General features: G+C 44.2%; 16 protein-coding genes. 2 read left to right on the top strand and 14 right to left on the bottom strand.

Going from position 1 to position 16486, the window contains the following annotated elements:
• Positions 1 to 8: 8 nt before the first annotated feature.
• Together NSQ91_RS16980 and NSQ91_RS16975 are read right to left on the bottom strand one after the other, a co-directional pair.
• Positions 9 to 1487, bottom strand: coding sequence for a serine hydrolase (locus NSQ91_RS16980; RefSeq protein WP_340919002.1), 1479 nt, complete (start codon positions 1485 to 1487; stop codon positions 9 to 11).
• 366 nt (positions 1488 to 1853) lie between these two features.
• Complete coding sequence (locus tag NSQ91_RS16975; RefSeq protein ID WP_340919000.1) at positions 1854 to 3347, bottom strand: SMI1/KNR4 family protein; 1494 nt, start codon at positions 3345 to 3347, stop codon at positions 1854 to 1856.
• Positions 3348 to 3693: 346 nt separating this feature from the next.
• On the opposite strand from NSQ91_RS16975, the gene NSQ91_RS16970 reads away from it, so the two are divergent.
• Positions 3694 to 4011, top strand: coding sequence for a hypothetical protein (locus tag NSQ91_RS16970; protein WP_076302981.1), 318 nt, complete (start codon positions 3694 to 3696; stop codon positions 4009 to 4011).
• Between the two features lie 20 nt (positions 4012 to 4031).
• Here NSQ91_RS16970 and NSQ91_RS16965 read toward each other — a convergent pair whose 3' ends face one another.
• The 3 genes from NSQ91_RS16965 to NSQ91_RS16955 form a co-directional block, all read right to left on the bottom strand.
• Positions 4032 to 4202 carry an alpha/beta fold hydrolase gene (locus NSQ91_RS16965; RefSeq protein WP_217696906.1) on the bottom strand — a complete coding sequence of 57 codons (171 nt, stop codon included), beginning with the start codon at positions 4200 to 4202 and terminating at the stop codon, positions 4032 to 4034.
• A gap of 244 nt (positions 4203 to 4446) precedes the next feature.
• Complete coding sequence (locus NSQ91_RS16960) at positions 4447 to 5037, bottom strand: YdeI/OmpD-associated family protein (RefSeq protein ID WP_232061375.1); 591 nt, start codon at positions 5035 to 5037, stop codon at positions 4447 to 4449.
• A complete protein-coding gene (locus tag NSQ91_RS16955) occupies positions 5013 to 5954 on the bottom strand; it encodes an alpha/beta fold hydrolase (protein WP_076281777.1) in 942 nt (313 codons plus the stop codon). The genes NSQ91_RS16960 and NSQ91_RS16955 overlap by 25 nt, the downstream gene beginning before the upstream one ends.
• Positions 5955 to 6053: 99 nt before the next feature.
• Here NSQ91_RS16955 and NSQ91_RS16950 point away from each other — a divergent pair, with 99 nt between their 5' ends.
• Complete coding sequence (locus tag NSQ91_RS16950) at positions 6054 to 6965, top strand: helix-turn-helix transcriptional regulator (RefSeq protein WP_076126589.1); 912 nt, start codon at positions 6054 to 6056, stop codon at positions 6963 to 6965.
• 546 nt (positions 6966 to 7511) lie between these two features.
• On the opposite strand, the gene NSQ91_RS16945 is transcribed toward NSQ91_RS16950, so the two are convergent.
• The 9 genes from NSQ91_RS16945 to pnuC all read right to left on the bottom strand — a co-directional run bounded on the left by NSQ91_RS16945 (position 7512) and on the right by pnuC (position 16211).
• Entirely contained in the window at positions 7512 to 8369 is an 858-nt protein-coding gene (locus NSQ91_RS16945) for an ABC transporter ATP-binding protein (RefSeq protein ID WP_076190254.1), read from the bottom strand.
• Positions 8370 to 8378: 9 nt separating this feature from the next.
• A complete protein-coding gene (locus NSQ91_RS16940) occupies positions 8379 to 9392 on the bottom strand; it encodes a FecCD family ABC transporter permease (protein WP_076303664.1) in 1014 nt (337 codons plus the stop codon).
• Positions 9389 to 10414 carry a FecCD family ABC transporter permease gene (locus NSQ91_RS16935; RefSeq protein ID WP_076126583.1) on the bottom strand — a complete coding sequence of 342 codons (1026 nt, stop codon included), beginning with the start codon at positions 10412 to 10414 and terminating at the stop codon, positions 9389 to 9391. Before NSQ91_RS16935 ends, NSQ91_RS16940 begins: the two co-directional genes overlap by 4 nt.
• A 74-nt stretch (positions 10415 to 10488) precedes the next feature.
• Positions 10489 to 12459, bottom strand: coding sequence for an AraC family transcriptional regulator (locus NSQ91_RS16930; protein ID WP_340918988.1), 1971 nt, complete (start codon positions 12457 to 12459; stop codon positions 10489 to 10491).
• A gap of 261 nt (positions 12460 to 12720) precedes the next feature.
• A complete protein-coding gene (locus tag NSQ91_RS16925) occupies positions 12721 to 12996 on the bottom strand; it encodes a hypothetical protein (RefSeq protein WP_143763838.1) in 276 nt (91 codons plus the stop codon).
• A gap of 59 nt (positions 12997 to 13055) precedes the next feature.
• A complete protein-coding gene (locus tag NSQ91_RS16920; protein ID WP_076184876.1) occupies positions 13056 to 13607 on the bottom strand; it encodes an NADAR family protein in 552 nt (183 codons plus the stop codon).
• Between the two features lie 2 nt (positions 13608 to 13609).
• Positions 13610 to 14497 carry an NUDIX hydrolase gene (locus NSQ91_RS16915; RefSeq protein ID WP_340918983.1) on the bottom strand — a complete coding sequence of 296 codons (888 nt, stop codon included), beginning with the start codon at positions 14495 to 14497 and terminating at the stop codon, positions 13610 to 13612.
• Between the two features lie 26 nt (positions 14498 to 14523).
• Entirely contained in the window at positions 14524 to 15534 is a 1011-nt protein-coding gene (locus NSQ91_RS16910; RefSeq protein ID WP_340918980.1) for an AAA family ATPase, read from the bottom strand.
• Complete coding sequence (pnuC, locus tag NSQ91_RS16905; RefSeq protein WP_076217644.1) at positions 15531 to 16211, bottom strand: nicotinamide riboside transporter PnuC; 681 nt, start codon at positions 16209 to 16211, stop codon at positions 15531 to 15533. The genes NSQ91_RS16910 and pnuC overlap by 4 nt, the downstream gene beginning before the upstream one ends.
• Between the last annotated feature and the right edge of the window lie 275 nt (positions 16212 to 16486).

The raw sequence follows: 16486 nt of genomic DNA, 5'->3' as shown, positions 1-16486 counted from the left end.
ACATGTATTTATAAATCAAAAAAACCGCGCTCTGCCCCACCTCTTATGAGACTATTATACCGTTGAGTGTATACAAACCATGTAATGCTTGCTGTTAATAATGCTGAAGAAATCAAGGCTGTAAGAACACTATATGTTTGCCAAATAAGTATCGTTGGCCAATCTAATGCACAGCACATTATACACAGGGCAATCGTAGCCATCAGCAAAATAGCTGTTACGATTATTCGCTTTTTTGTCATTGGCTGCCGCTCATTCGTCTTCCTTCTGCGTAATCCTAAGAGAAAGAACAGAACGGCCAATAGGCAAAAAATAATTGTGGTAGACGATAAAATGATGTCCAAAAGCTGTGTGCCGCTTATTTCATATGACTGCGTTAGATTGCCGTCTAATATCTCTTTAACTTTTAGTACCATGCTTCTATTGATATTTGCGCCATTGGTCAGCAAGCAGACGGCTGTTCGTTCATTTGGCAGTATGATCACTTCGGTTCCAAAATTGGGATTTCCTCCTGGGTGCTCTATAATCGTTTGGTTGGCGTTTACCGTCCAGCCCGCCGCATAATACATTTCGTTGACAGCCGGAACAGACATATCACCCTGATGTGATTTTTCGATAACCGTATGGAATATTTCGGGTATGTCCTTCACAATACCCATCTGTATGCCCATCCAACGCGCCATATCTTTTGTACAAGAAATGATGTAGCCTGCGGGTTTATTCCCGGAAAAATCCGGCGCGTTATATGGAGTTGTCATAAAAAAGGAAGAACGGTAGCCCTGTGCCAACTGTCCGGTGGCTTGAGCATCTTCTTTATAAACATACGTCTGGTGAAGACCTAACGGCTGAAATACCTGTTCCCTCATAAAGTCTTCATAGCTTTGTCCCGACACAATCTCAATAACCAAACCCAATACGTCATAATTAACGGTCCCATAGTTGTACTGTTCACCGGGAGGGAACGCCAACTCAACATCTACCAGCATTTCCACAGTCTTTTGCAGCAAATCTGGTGTATTGCCTTGTGGAATATTTTGAGAATGCTTACCATTTGTTAGGCCGCTAGTATGGTGAAGAAAGTTATTGAGTGTAAGGCTTTGCATATCAACAGTTTTTCCTTGATACTTTAACGTAAACCAAGGTAAATATTTTTGGACAGTGTCAGTCATTGACAGCAGCCCTTGTTCCTCCAACAGCAGAATACCCATGCCGGTAAAGGCTTTACTGACCGAGGCCAGTTCATATAGTGTGTTCTCACTTGCAGACAACCCACTTTCACGGTCTGCATACCCGGAAGAAAAGTAGAAAATTTCATCATCAGCTAGTATCGAGATTGACATTCCCGGCACACCTGATATACGACGGGCATCATCCAGCAACGCGTGTATTGCCGCAGATTGCGTATCTGACAACGCCGCATAACTTTGTGTTGCGAATCCTGAGAATACGATAAGTATCGCTATTACACAAACAATAGTCTTTTTCATAAGCTCTCCATTTCGAGTAAATTATGCGAGGATAATATAAACAACCTGTAGTACGCCTTATCCGCCTAATGCGTCGCTCCAATATACTTAATGCTAGACGTTCAATAATTAGATTACAATTGTAAACTTCACAGACCCATGTATATTATTTCTTGTTTCGCAAAAAAGGCCCCTCTGATTACTTAGCGGAAAGGTCAATGGTTTAAATCTTATGTCTACAATTTTTCTGCTTCATCATTACTATTTTATTAGGTATCAGCGTTGGTCTAACGGCAAAAAGAAAGGAGACTAACCAAAATGGCTAGTCTCCTTTCTTTTATAAAAATTTCACCCTATAATGATAAAGCTCAGTGTAGGCAAGCTTCATTAATCTTTCCATGTTACTTGCCATCCATATGACTGAAGTTTAAAGTATTTATTAAACTCCGCGACTACGGACTTCGCATTCTCTTTCGATGTTGCATGAAATATAGTTATATCGACTATATTACAGTCTGAAATTTCCTCCAAACCTTTAAGTCTTGATGCATCTACTCCAATCTGCTTTAGACTCATACAATTTTTGAGTATTGTTAAATCTCCAACCGGATAAGTGAACTGCTTTAATTTCTTCAATTCTCCTATAACCTCTATATGTGATTCATCTATTGCACAGCTATCTGTCTCAAAAACCGTTAGATTCTTTAAAGCTTTTAAGAATGATAAATGTGGTATTGTCACTTGTTTGAGCTCTAGTTTTATTAACTTACTAAGGTTTGAAATATAAAGCAGGTCGCCAACCTCCATTTCTTCTAAACTTAGTTCCTTCAAATTTTTTATAGTTCCAATTAATCCCCTATCAATTGAGTTCATTCTACATAATCTCAAACTCTTTAATTTCTTTATATCTTTCAGTGTATGTATATCTTTTAATGGAAGTCCTATTAATGTTAGCTTCCTTAACCCATCTAAAGAAACCAAGTACTTCAAATCAGACTCTTTAAAAGCTTCTGATCCTATCACAAGTTCTGCTAAAGAAGTCAACCGTTGAAGTACATCAAAATTAGTAATTTCATCCGCATGTATAATAAGTTCTTTAAGATTAACCATATGGGTTAAAATATCCAAAGATATTGCTCCGTATTTTTGAGCTTGATCAGCTCTAATAAATACCATTCTCTTTTTTTTCAATGTTTTTGAAGATACAAAACCACTTTCAACATCGTCTTTAAAATACTCTTCCCAAAATCCGCTTACAGGGATAAGGCTGTTCTCTTCGATATTCAAATTAGTCAGAGCCAAAATATCATCTAACAAACTTCCACTTTCACGGGATAATATGATTATATCTTCTTCTTCACGAATACCAATACTACTATTTCTGAGACTCGAATCGATAAATTCAAAGAAATGTCCCAAACTTTCTGCAATAACATAGGAAAAATGAGAATTATGATCTATCGTAATAATTTGCCCATAAACGCCCTTTTCTCCGGGGTCTAAATCTATTGCCAAAAATGAGCCACCACCATCTTCAGCAAAAGGAATCCAGCCTTCTCTGTAGTTCCCATCTTTTATTACATCTGATTTGCTGGATATAATATCGTACGCTGATTCCAAAAGGGACTTCCAGTTGCTTACTATCGATTCAATGTTCATCCAACCAAGACCAGCCATTATGCCAAAAATCTGCTCTCCTTCTCCATTAAAATTCATGTATAGCTTTCTGAAATCTTCTGGAAATTTGCAGTTCATCATGCTCTCGAAAAGATTTATTTCTGATTCCTCAACTGCTGGATTCAGTAATTCCTCTACATTTGGTATATGCGATTTTAATGTCTCTATAAGTAAACACTCTTCTTTTTTATTAGCTAATGACATATATTGGCCCCCATTCTACAGAGTCATAATAGTTTCAGTAAACATTCTTGGTTGATCATCAATCATTTTGTTATGATTCATCTTCAACAGTTCTATCAATAATTAATTCTATCTTAAATATGGAGCATCTATCTCCCGATTTAGCAATATCGTATCATGAATTTGTAAATATTGTTGTATTAAGTCATATGAAAAAAACTAAGAGTCATCTTAGGGGTTAATTTTATCTCTATATAAACTTCATTCACAACTAATTTTCACCCTATTTAATGGTACGGTTCAGCGTAACATCTATAGAACGCAGACACCTACACAAACACCTGCACCATTGTCTCCACAAGCCGCGTTGGATACGATTAATGCTTACTACGTTCAGCAAGCTGGCGATGCGCCTGACCACTCAATATTTGACACTACTGGAGTAACAGATGTTACTCCGTCGAACTTAACCTATGTTGATTATGCATTGAGCGTGGACGAGACATCTCCATGGACAGTACTTGAAATTCAAGAGATTGTTAATGAAGTTCATTCAGGACTCGTATTGACAGCGATCGGCACGGGGCTTTCCCATGCCGTTTTGAATTCCATTTTTATTCCCGTTCTTACCTTTGAGCTTAACTTAATGACCTTGCCTGTTTGGGTGTCCTTATTGTTTTTCTAAGTTTTGCTTGCTAAGCGACTCTATTCAGCATCATTCTGCTCTTCCAGCCATCTCAAAATCGCTTGGTTTGTTTCTTCCGGCTTTTCTTGCTGGATCCAATGACCGCAATCCAGATTGACCACTTCTGCATTAGGCACGAACTTTGTCAGGTTTTCAGACCTCTGGACCGTATCCCGGTCACCATAGATCATGAGGGTCGGCTGTACCATGAAAATGAAGGGGGTTGCGATTTTGGATGAGCTGTTTCATCCCTTCTTCATTTAGCGATTTGATTTATGCCTCGCATTTAAAACGTTCTGACTTTTGATGAGAATTAAACCCTAATTGATTGAGAAATACAGTAGCTCCTCTCTCCTATAGATCAGGGAAACAATAGACCCAGATTTATGCAGTACCAAAAATCCTTTTAACCATTCTTTTGTTATTTATATTTCCTTATTCTGTAATATATTTTTTGCAATGTTGAAATTTTAGCCCTTCTTCAGATGAAGCGATCAATATTCCAAGCCTTCTTAATCGTGTTTCCTCTTTCTTGGCGCTCATTACCCACCAGATTGAATCTCTTTTATAGGATGGTGATAAATTAGTGAAGAATAGCCAGGCTGTTTGATTTGCCTTGATTTGTTCTTCATATTCTTTAGCAAGTTCCACGTTTCTTTGTTCAGAGGAATAGCCTTGTGCATCGGTTCTGTTGTTAAAGACGTGCATTCCTTCAGGTCTCATCTTTCCAAACTGTATTAGTGCTTTTACCTTCTTTACGTTCACAGCACTCCATACACTATTTACTTTGCGCGGAGTAAAGCGAATCTTATAGCTTTGTTTATCAATGGTTTTTCGTATACCGTCAATCCACCCAAAACAAAGAGCGGCATCTACTGATGCAGACCAAGTAAGGCTTGCACGACCTGTACTTATCCCAAAATAGCCCACCCAAATTTCACTAGCTTCAGCATGATGTTCTTCTAACCAATCGTTAAACTCTTCTTGGTTGTTGAAAAAAACTACATCTCCCATTGTTCCAGCCATTTTAAAATCGCTTGGTTTGTTTCTTCCGGCTTTTCTTCCTGGATCCAATGACCGCAATCCAGATTGACCACTTCCACATTGGGCACGAACTTTGTCAGGTTTTCAGACTTCGCAACCACATCCCGGTCGCCGTAGATCATGAGGGTCGGCTGCTGGATGATTGGGTTCACTTTCGCCAATAAGCGCCAGTTGCGGTCAAGGTTCCTGTACCAATTTATGCTGCCCGTGAACCCTGATGTTTCAAATGCGGAGACGTAAACGGCCAGCTCGCTTTCGCTCAATACGGGCTCACCGAGCGGTGTTTCTGCTCTGGCGAGATTGATCAACGCCATACCTGGCTCAGGTGCTCTGAGAGGCTCGTTCTTCCGGTACAGGTTGCGAAGGAACCTGTATGTATTGTCTTCGAATACGGCGTCCGCGACGCCTGGCTGTCGATTGAAGTGGACGAAATAGAAATCGCCGCCAAGTATTTCTTCCATGAACTCGATCCAGGGTTTTTCTCCGCGCTCTTGGTAAGGCAAGCTCAGATTTATCACTTTATTGACGCGGTTTGGATGCAACAAGGTCAGTCCCCAAACGACGAATGCACCCCAGTCATGACCGACAAAGGTAGCGTCCTCGTATCCATAGTGATCGAGAAGCGCGATGAGATCACCCGACAAGTGTTCAATGTCATAGTCTGTTACTTCGGTCGGACGGGATGAGTTGCCGTAACCCCGCTGGTTGGGGACGATGGCATGGTAGCCCGCTGCGGCAAGTGCGTCCATCTGATGGCGCCAAGAAAAGGCATGCTCTGGCCAGCCGTGGCAGAGTACAATAGGTTTTCCTGCGTTTTCTCGGCCTGCTTCAAACACTTCGAGTTCCACACCGTTGGCTGAAATAAGGGTGGGCTTGGGAAAATCGGTTGGATTAAACATTGAATTAAAACCTCCTTCTTGTGATACTTGTAGTATAATGAATAAAAGGTGACATCTAGGTGTCACCTTTCTGAAATCATGAAAAAAAAGAGGGCAATTATGGACAAAGTGGAGAGACTCATTTCGATTATCATGATATTGCTGAAAAAAGAGGTTGTTTCTACAACGGAATTCTCACAACTATTCAATGTCTCCAAAAGAACGATCCTTCGCGATATGGAAACATTGAGCTTATCGAACATCCCGATCTACTCTGTCAATGGGGTCAAAGGGGGCTACGGCATAATGGATGAATACAAGGTTGATAAACGCCTTTTAAGCAGCTCCGATTTACAGAATATATTAACTGCGCTCGGCGGATTGGAACAAATCCTCCGTACTGAAGAAGTTGAAAGAACGATAAAAAAAATAGAGGCAATGGTTAGTCCATTGTCTCTAAATCGTTCCATTCAACTGTCGTTTTATGATTGGGAAGGTCGGTCCGAGATTCTTGAAACCTTAAAGACATATCAAGAATCCATTTCAAAAAAGAGGCTGGTTTCGTTTGATTATACAGATAAGGACGGGGCTGTAACGAATAGAATGGTCGAGCCCTATGAGCTGCATTTTAGCGAATCGAGTTGGTACTTGAAAGGATTCTGTTTACATCGACAGGGATATCGAACTTTCAAGTTATCTCGGATCGATCATATTACTATGGATGAACGCGCGTTTCATCCTAGAGACGATTGGTCAGAGCAAGTACACGAAGCAAATTATCTACCTGAATTCGTCACGATTAAGGCCTGGATATCGCCTAGCATAAAAGATCAAATCATCGAAAGGTATGGTCGAAGAAGTATTGAAGACCATAATTCTGGATTTTTATTAGCAACCATTTATGTCCCACAAAATCGTATGGGATTTCAACTTTTAGCAAGCTTCGGCACTCATCTAAAAGTTGTAGAGCCCAAAACCTATGTTGAAGACTTTCGAAATTATTTATATCAAATGATGGAGAACTATTCCTGATATATTTAGCATTAAAGCTTCAACCTTCAACTCAACTTTTCACCCTATTTATGGTACGGTTCAGCCCGATTTGTCTTCACCGTGTGATACATCTGTTCCAAGATTTCAGCCACGTTTAGATTCTATTGTGATTGTGCGCCTGAGTCTGAACCAGCTGATCTTCTCAACTGCTGTGTTGCGGTCCCCATCTGCAGTTTCCGGGCAATCTGCTTGTTGCGCATTCCTCTGATACCTTCAATAGTCCTCCTTGCTTCATTTAGAGTTATATATACTGGTTCTCTCAAATTAATCACGTAATCTAGTGCTCCGAATAATAAAAAAAGCCCGCAAGCTAGTTACCTGCGGCTGTGAATTTAGGATATGTTGTTATTTATTATTATCTCTCCCCTCTGCAACAAGCCTTAGCCCACTTTCATGGAGTTAGTTGCTTGTGGAAGCTACACCAAAGGCTATACGCGTTGAATCGTGGCTATCATGACACCGGCAAATCCAATGCCTAACTGCACCAGTATTTCCGTGCGCCTAGGAGGACACGCTATGCGATTTTCAAGTGGCAATCGCCTCCTTCTGTTCCTTAGCTTTTGGGAATCCTTGATCCACACCTTGTTCTCTACGATTATCACGCAAGAGCTCGTACGTCACATACACCGGTCGCCCTGTTCGTGGTTCCAGCATAATCTCGGCATCAATGGCAAATACCTCACGCAGCGTCCGTACCGTCATTACACGCTCTGGCGAACCATGCTCCACCACCTGACCCTCACGAATCGCCACCATATAGTCGGAGAAGCGTGCTGCCAGATTCAGGTCATGCAGCACCATCACAATCGTCACCTGTTGACTGCGATTTAGTTCATAGAGCAGTTCCAGCACTTCAAGCTGATGCGCCAGGTCCAGATAGGTTGTGGGTTCATCCAGCAGGATCAGATCGGTTTGCTGGGCGAGCGCCATCGCAATCCATACGCGCTGACGCTGACCGCCAGATAGCGTATCGACCTCACGATGCTCAAACGCTGTAAGCTGTGTAACCGATAGAGCCCAGGCTACTACTTGCTTATCCTCTTTGGAGAGCTTGCCGAAGCCCCGTTGATGTGGAAAACGCCCATAGGCGATTAATTGACCGACCGTCAAACCGCTCGGTGCGGTCGGCGTCTGCGGCAGAATCGCCATCTGCTTGGCCACTTCCTTGGTGGACAGCGTACGGATATCGGCGCCATTCAGATAAACCGTACCATTATTCGTCTTGAGCAACCGACCGACTGCCTTTAGTACGGTTGATTTGCCGCATCCATTGGGACCAATAATCGAGGTAATCTGTCCACGCGGAATCTGCAAGTTCAGTTCTTTTACGATAAGCGTGTCATTATAGGCAATATCGATTTGTTGCGCTGTAATACTTTCCATGACGTCCTCCTAATTGGCCTTCGATAGTAAATAAAGAAAGTACGGAACACTGATGACCGTAATGACGATTCCCGTCGGCACATCTCCCCCCAAGCTAACCGTGCGCGTAATCGTGTCAGCCAGCACCACGACTAATCCTCCGGTCAGGCTGGCAGCCGGAATGAGCAATTTGTGATCGGGCCCGACCAGTTTTCTTGCCACATGCGGAGCGATCAAGCCAACGAAAAAGAAGCTTCCGCCCACGGCCACACTGCCAGAGGATAAAGCAACCGCAGCGATCGACAACCCCAAAAACTGCCGCTTCACGGCAAGACCCAGCCCTTCTGCCGTCTGATTGCCCAGATGGAGGGTGTTAAGTATGCGAGACTTGTAGAAAATATAGCCGAGTAAAATCAAGACCCATGGTGCCAGTACGGAAATATAACGCCAATCAGCGCCCCATAAGCTTCCCGCCAGCCAATGCAGCATGAAATCCATCTGCGAATCATTCAGCTTGAGAGTCAGGAAGGTGGTCAGCGCTTCATACCCGCTTCCGAGTGCGACCCCGGTTAAGATCAAACCGATTGGCGAAATATCTCGCCCACGGCGATACGACAATAAGAAGATCAATCCCGCCGCAAATAATCCGCCAACAAAGGCCAGTAGTGGTAGGGCAATAAAGGAGCCCTTTCCTGTCGATGCGATGAATACGACGAAGAACAGGACAAACAAACCCGATCCCGAACTAATCCCCAGCGTCCCTGGACTAGCCATGTCATTACGCAGCAAACTCTGCATCACGACCCCAGCCGCTCCCATTCCCAGACCTACCAAGATCGACAGTGTGATTCGTGGCAGGCGAAAATCGAACACGATCAGATTTTGCTTATCTGTACCGTTTCCGAGGAGAACATTCAGCACTTCTAGCGGTGAAAGATTCATTTTGCCAGAATTCATGCTAATGACAGCAAACATAAGGATGAGCACCATAAGCACTATATTGACGATAATGCCCCTTTGCACCGTATAACGCTGCTTGATCATTCAGATTCCCTCCTTTGCTTGCGAGCTAGGAAGAGAAAGTACGGCACACCAATGATAGAAAATATAATACCAATCGGTGTTTCGAACGGCTTATTGATCAAGCGGCCAGCCAGATCGGCCGACACGGTCAGCAACGCACCATATAGTGCAACTGCCGGAATAATGTAACGATAGTCGACACCGACCATGTATCGCACAATATGTGGGGTAATCAGACCAACAAACCCGATCGGACCAACTAAGACAACAGCCAATCCAGTCAGCACGAGCACGATAATCGTCGATAAACCTTTGACCAGTCCGCTACGAATACCGAGTCCACTTGCCACATCATCCCCCAAACTGAGCAGTGTAACAGAAGGAGATAGCGCCAGCGCCAGCAGTACACCACCAACAAATAGCGGTGAGATGATCAGCAATTCCCCCCACTTAACCCCCGCTGTACTGCCTGCTGTCCAGAATGCTAATGCTCGACCCAGATTATAATTGATCGCTAAATACTGACTGAGTGCGCCAAATAGCATAGAGATGGACAGTCCTGCCAGTACCAGCCGCTGAGGCGTCATCCCGCGCTTGCCCAGTGACGCGATGAAGTAAGTGATCCCGGTCGCGAGTGCTGCTCCCAGACAAGCAAACAGCATCATATGCCCATACGAATAACCCGGCAGAAAGGCCAGGCAAAGAGCAATCGCGAATGCTGCACCAGAGCTGATGCCCATCAGCCCGGAGTCAGCCAGCGGATTTCGCGTCGTTCCCTGCATAATAGCCCCACATACCGCAAGGCTGCATCCGACGATCAGATCGGCTACGGTACGCGGAAGACGTAGGGTTTGTATAATTTGATGCTCAGTGAGCGTTGGATCAAATCGGAAAATAGCCTCCCATGCAGTCGCTAACCTCATGTCGGCGGCGCCGAAGCTAATCGACGCCGCCGACATGAGAACCGTTAATCCAAGCCCTACCACCATGTACATGGTGAAATTCACCGCCCCACGGCGTTTTTGTTCAGGCTTGTTTTTCATTACGCTTTCCTTTCCTTACCTACTGATAGTCATATTTACAAATTGGAGTACTTCTTTTTACCTCGTCAAAATCCTTATCTAGCCATAGCCAGCAATTGATTTACAATATGATCAATCAATGCACTGGAAGTCATTATATCCGTGGACCAAGATAGCGATGTACCCACCGATATGATCCGATTATGTTGCACAGCAGGTAGCGATTTCCAGACCGCATTATCAGTAGGGACTTCCGTATCTCCTATAGCGATTAGATAATCCCCTATGTAAGCAGCCAAGACCTCCATAGAGATATCTCCCCAATATTTATCTGTGTCAATAATATCAGTTTGAACTTTTGAAGGTGCCTTCATTTTAAGTCCATCATAAACAAGCTCGCCAACCGCATGCTTGGCTCCAGCGATGTAGTTACTTTTATCACTGAATTCCCCCATAGTAATCGTCACGTCTGAAAGACCTGCATTCTGAAGGGCTAGCTTCGCTTCTTCTATTTTTCCGGCATAAGCACTCAGAACAGCCTTAGCCTCTTCCTGCTTGTTCAAAACATCACCAATAAAATGTATCCGCTCTTCTGTAGTCATATCACCATAAGGGACATAAATTGTCGGGGCAATTTTGGATAAATCTTCATAATTTTCATCGCCCCATGCTAAAATGATCAGATCAGGCTCAAGAGTCATGACATCTTCCGGCTCCATAGCTATTTTAATAGAGTCTGTAATATGGTTAGCAAAAACAGCCTCTTTCCCGTCCCTTGCCGCTCTCGCCACTCCTAAAGGAGTTACACCTAGGGCCACCACATCACCAACCAAATAATCGACTACAACACGCTGAGGGTTGTTCGGTACCTTAACGTCACCCTTTACTGTGGATATCGTTCTCGTCTGCGAGACTGCTTCTGAAGCATTCGTCTCCGATACTTCCGGTTGTGTCGTCTGTTGTGTCTGCGCAGGGTTTGAATTCACCGTTCCCCCGTTATTCGATGGCGTTCCCGACGCACATGCCGACAATAACAGCATCAAGCTCATCGTCGCCGCCAAGATCATTTCTTTACTTCTTACTTTTCCAAACATGGTTGATTCCCCTTCTCTATAAGACTGGACTAGACCCGCTAGTTCCCTCTCATAGTAAAGAAAATGAGAATCATTATCAATACCATCAACCTGCATAGATAGTGCGTTTATTTTCCGATAATCACTTGGTGTCATCTTGTAATACTTCTTAAACATCCGAAACAGATTTTTCTCATCTGCAAAACCAGATCCTGTTGCGATCTCTTTAATGGTTGCTTCTGTATGTTTCAAGTCATGGCAGGCAGCTTCAATCCTTCTCTGAATGAGGTACTCCTGTAAGCTCATGCCTTCCTTTTTTTTGAACAGCCGCGTCAATTGCCCGCCACTGATCCCAAACATATCAGCAATTTCTTGGAACATAATCGGCTGCATGTAATGTTTATCGAGATATATCTTGGCAGAACAGGCTGGATCTGGCTGGAGATACCGAATTTCACCACTCTCAAAATCTCTGAACACCCCATGTATCAATTGATATAGAAAACTTTTGGCCTGCAGCTGATCCATCGCTTTGCCGCGGTTCCAGCCATTCATCATCTGTTGAAACCAATCGAGTAGCAAGATAGGATTACTTGGTGTATAACCATACTGTTGAACAAATGGATTTACTTCCTCCAGTAATTGCTGCAGGTGCCTCTTGAAAAAAAGAGGTAATTCTGCTTTATAAAATACCATAAAGGTCTTCACATTCTCCCCTTTAGGCGAAATACTGAGCAGGCTCCCCTTCCCTCCGTGAACTAAACCAAAGCGTTCCATTCCAAATGTGGTTTCATTCAGTTGAATTTGTGCTTCTCCTCCACATGCATAGATAAACATGCTACTAGGCATTTTATACTGCTCCAACGGGTATTGGGACGCTACATTCTGAAAACGTACATCTATTAATGTAATGATCGAACGTGTCCAAATGTGGGCCATCGTATCGATCATCTCCGGTGTAAATACCTGGCTTGCTGCTGCTTCGTCTTGCATCTATCTGCGCTCCTTCATCTCACCTTTTGCAATTTATATATCACCTATCAATTCAATTGATATTGATTATCAATATCATAATTAATGAGGTAAGTATATCATCATTAAGTGACATTGGGGACAAGTTCTTGCCCTAAACAAAAGACAAGAACATGTACCGATAAAAAAAGCCGCGCACAGCGCGGCATCCAGTGAGACTATGTTCTTGTCCTCTGAGCGAAGAATCGTTTCTATACTCTCAGTAGAAGATATTATTTACAGCTAAATATTCCGAAGCAGTGAAGGATCAAGTTCCGCTCTCCCTAAGTAGCCGCTGCAGATAACGGGACGGTTAATGATTTCATACATTTTTTTAAGATCCGAAATGTACTCTTGGCTCCAAGTTTCAAAAGAATCGAATTCCGCCTTAGAAATTTGATGGTACTCCGGGGAGTCGGTTACCCCCGTAAGGACCTCATATGCATAAATATTATCGCCAAACTTTCCTACTGATTGGTATCTTCCTGTTTTCAGGCAGATATAATCGGTATATTTCACGGTCATCCCTCATCCTGTCATTGATTTCCTCAAGTCCATTAATTTAATCTTGTATAAATCTAACTCCGCAGCAACTCGTCCCGCGCTTCCGTCAGTGCGAACCCCAGCAGATTTCTGCCCCGCCATTTCATGGGATTCTCCGCATCCGGATTGGACTGGCCCATGCCGATCCCCCAAATACGGTCCCGCGGGCTAGCCTCGACGAGGATGCGGTTCTTCGTGGAGTTAAGATAATCGTTAAGCTTCGGATTCTGCGAAAATTTGGCCAAGCTGGCTCTTTTGACGATGCTGTAACATTCCTTATCCCAAATATCTTTGTCAAAGTTCTGGACCGCACGTCCAAAAGCCTTCATCTCCTTTGGATGCTTAGCTTTAAGGATGGACTCCAGCATTTCGTCATCGCCGAACAACCTTGCCTTCTCGGCCATCATAAACTGCTCGGCACATGAGTACTGCGTTCCCTCTACCGTGAACGTGCACAGCCACCATTGGCTGAAGCAGCTTTTATCAACGCTCCCGTCCTTAGGCGGTGTATGTCCCCAAAAAAACACGAATTTGAACTTTTTCCCCTCGTTATATGCTTTTCTTAACTCATCGATATTGTAAATCATCGTTAACCCTCCAAATTTCTCCGATATAAGCGGGATGGTCTATGCCCCGCATTTTCGGTATAATGATCGGTCTCCACTACAAGATCGGCTACTTTACGCCGGAAGGCCGCCTTCAACAGCTCTTTATCCATAATTACCTCATAAACCTGCTGCAGTTCCGTCAAGGTAAAAAGCTTCGGCATCAAGTGCAGTGCAATATCGGTGTAATTCACTTTTCCCCGTAACCGATCAATAGCGCATGCTATGATCTTCGCATGGTCGAAGGCCAATCCGTCATTCGATACGATCTCATAATCCGTGCCAGTCGATGTAGTCTTCGCTGTCATAGTCCTCGCCACGACCGCCGAAAGTTCTTCTTCTTCACTGCTTAGTTTGAGTTCGTACTCCAGCGTCTTGATGTATCCGTCCTCAAACAGCTCTTTTTGCTCCCGCAGCGGCCGATAGGATACCTTGAACCAGGCGGCGTCTGCTGCATCATCTCCTGCCTTTAACTCCAACTTGTCGCTGTTAATCAGAGCCATATAGCTGCAGCTTATTACCCAGGTTCGTGGGTCGCGCCCGATATCACTGAACGTATACAGCTGCTCCAGATAAACATCTTCCACGCCGGTTTCCTCGCATAGTTCCCTTACTGCTGCCTGCTCAGTCGTCTCATTCGGCCGGACAAAACCGCCAGGCAGCGCCCATTTGCCCAGGAAGGGGTGAGCCCCCCGGCGAATTAGTAGGACGCGTAGCTCTTTTTCTGGTAGTTTGCGATAACTGTCAGCCTCGTCTTCCGTCACAGTGAAGATAACCATATCCGTTGTCACTGAAGGACGCTCGTAATCGCCTGCCTTGTATTGCTTCAAAAATTCAGATTCCGTAAGTCCATCCTTATCCAACAAATCCAAGTGGGTATGCCTCCTTTATATTTGAATTAATCGTTCAGCTCTCCGAAATAGTTTCCGTAAGGCTCGAACTTTGCCAACACTTCATCTACCTTGCGTATACGTTCCTCCAGGCTCCCCCACAGCGTAATATAGGGGATCCGCCGCTCCTTTAAATCCGCGATAATCTGTTTATGAAAGACATGCCGCTTCTGATCCCCGCTGCGGTCCCACGTATCGTCGTAAGGAATATCGTCAGCGCATAAGAAGAACAGATCATAACGTTGCGCGTTCTCCAGAGCGATCCGGGTTAACAGCTCGGGGGCCCGGCCGTGGTAATCTAGGGCGAACATATACGTCGTGATCGCATTGGTATCGACGAACAGAACCCGGTTCGCCGCAAGCATTGCCTGTTCTTCGCGCTCGATATGACCCACCGCGATTTCATCGAACGCTTCCAAGCCGATTCGGCGGTCCACCTGATGTTCGGTCCAATAATCGCGTCCGTATTCGCTTGCGAACGTTGTGCAATATCGCTGTGCCAGTGCTTCGGTGATCGTCGACTTACCCGTTGACATCGCTCCAACGAATACCAATTTCGTGATCAAATCCCGGTACACGATATCACTTACGAACTCCCTGTACTGATATGGATTGGAACGGACCATCGTCGCTGAGATCGGGACCCGCTCTCGGGCTTCATCCACCCGCCGGTCTATTGCACCCAAAGCGAGACTCATATGTTTGCCGTAGAATTCGCTCGAGTAAAAATGCGTTACTTGCTCTCCGTTCAGCAAACCGAGTATATACTGTTCTTCCCGAACCTCATGCTCCCTGTCATCCGAATATCCATCCGGACCATCCCAAGCTTCGATTACCCGGACTTCCGGATAGAGCCTGCGAATCCAATTTGCCCGGACATGAAGCGGGATCGGAGTGACTGTCGTTTCGTAAATGACTAGGATCAATTCATCGACCTCTTGTAGCGCCGTTTCAATCATGAACTGATGGCCTTTATGCAGCGGGGCAAACTTCCCCAGTGTTAGTCCAAGCGTGTTCATGCCGCCACCTCCTTCGCCCCTTTATTCCAAATATAGTACCCGTAAACTGCGTTGACCAGATACGCGCTCCACATCACGATCATCAGTAGGCCTTCCCCGCTGCCCTCCAGCATGCGAATCGCCCACAGCAGCACCGTAAAGAGATTTAGCACGATATAGACCAGCCATTGTTCCTTGAATCTTCTAACCATTAAGAAGGTCGCCACAACAGACAGTACCGTTGTAGTGGCATCAATGTAAGGCGAATTCTGTCCCGGAATGAACGAAAGCCCAAATCCGAGCACTAAACAGCCGATTACACAGACCATCCCAACGAGGAGCAGTCTTCTAAGATCCATCTGCCGCATGGTCAGTCTACCGTCTTTTTGGCGATTATTTTTCCACATGTAGAAGCCAATGACATTCATTGGAACAAAGAATAGCAGATTCAGCATAACCTCTCCAAACAAACCGTTAATATAGGCCAAATAAGCATAACCGATGGTATTGTACATGCCGAAAACATAGCTCATCAGGTTGCCCTTCGCTGCTAGCACCACGCATAACACCCCAGTAATAAATACCGTGAATCCGAATAAAGAGTCCTTTGTAATCACTGTAAACCCGACAGCGATTGAGGTAAATAGTATCAACCACGTAATTTCGAACAGATTCCAGTTAGCCGCTACCTTTTTCATCTTACATCCCTCCGCTTTTTCCACTCATTCATAGAGCGAAAAAAAAATTAGTTATACTTAGTATCATTTAGTTAATAACATATTGTTACTATCAAAAATAACAGAAAATTCTGCGAAGGGCAAGCAAATTCTTCTATTTCCACAGGCAGGTACTTATTTAAGGCTTATCAACAGAACTAACTTTAAATTTGTAAAAATAAAAAGAAACCCCTATTAAAAGGGATTTCCTCTAATCTTGTTCAACTAACGTACCAATAGGTGGACTGTTTTTTTAA

It is taken from the genome of Paenibacillus sp. FSL R7-0048 (assembly GCF_038004505.1).
GTDB classification, from domain to species: domain Bacteria; phylum Bacillota; class Bacilli; order Paenibacillales; family Paenibacillaceae; genus Paenibacillus_AQ; species Paenibacillus_AQ odorifer.
Note: the sequence above shows the minus strand (reverse complement) of the source record. Positions and strands in the feature narration are given on the sequence as shown.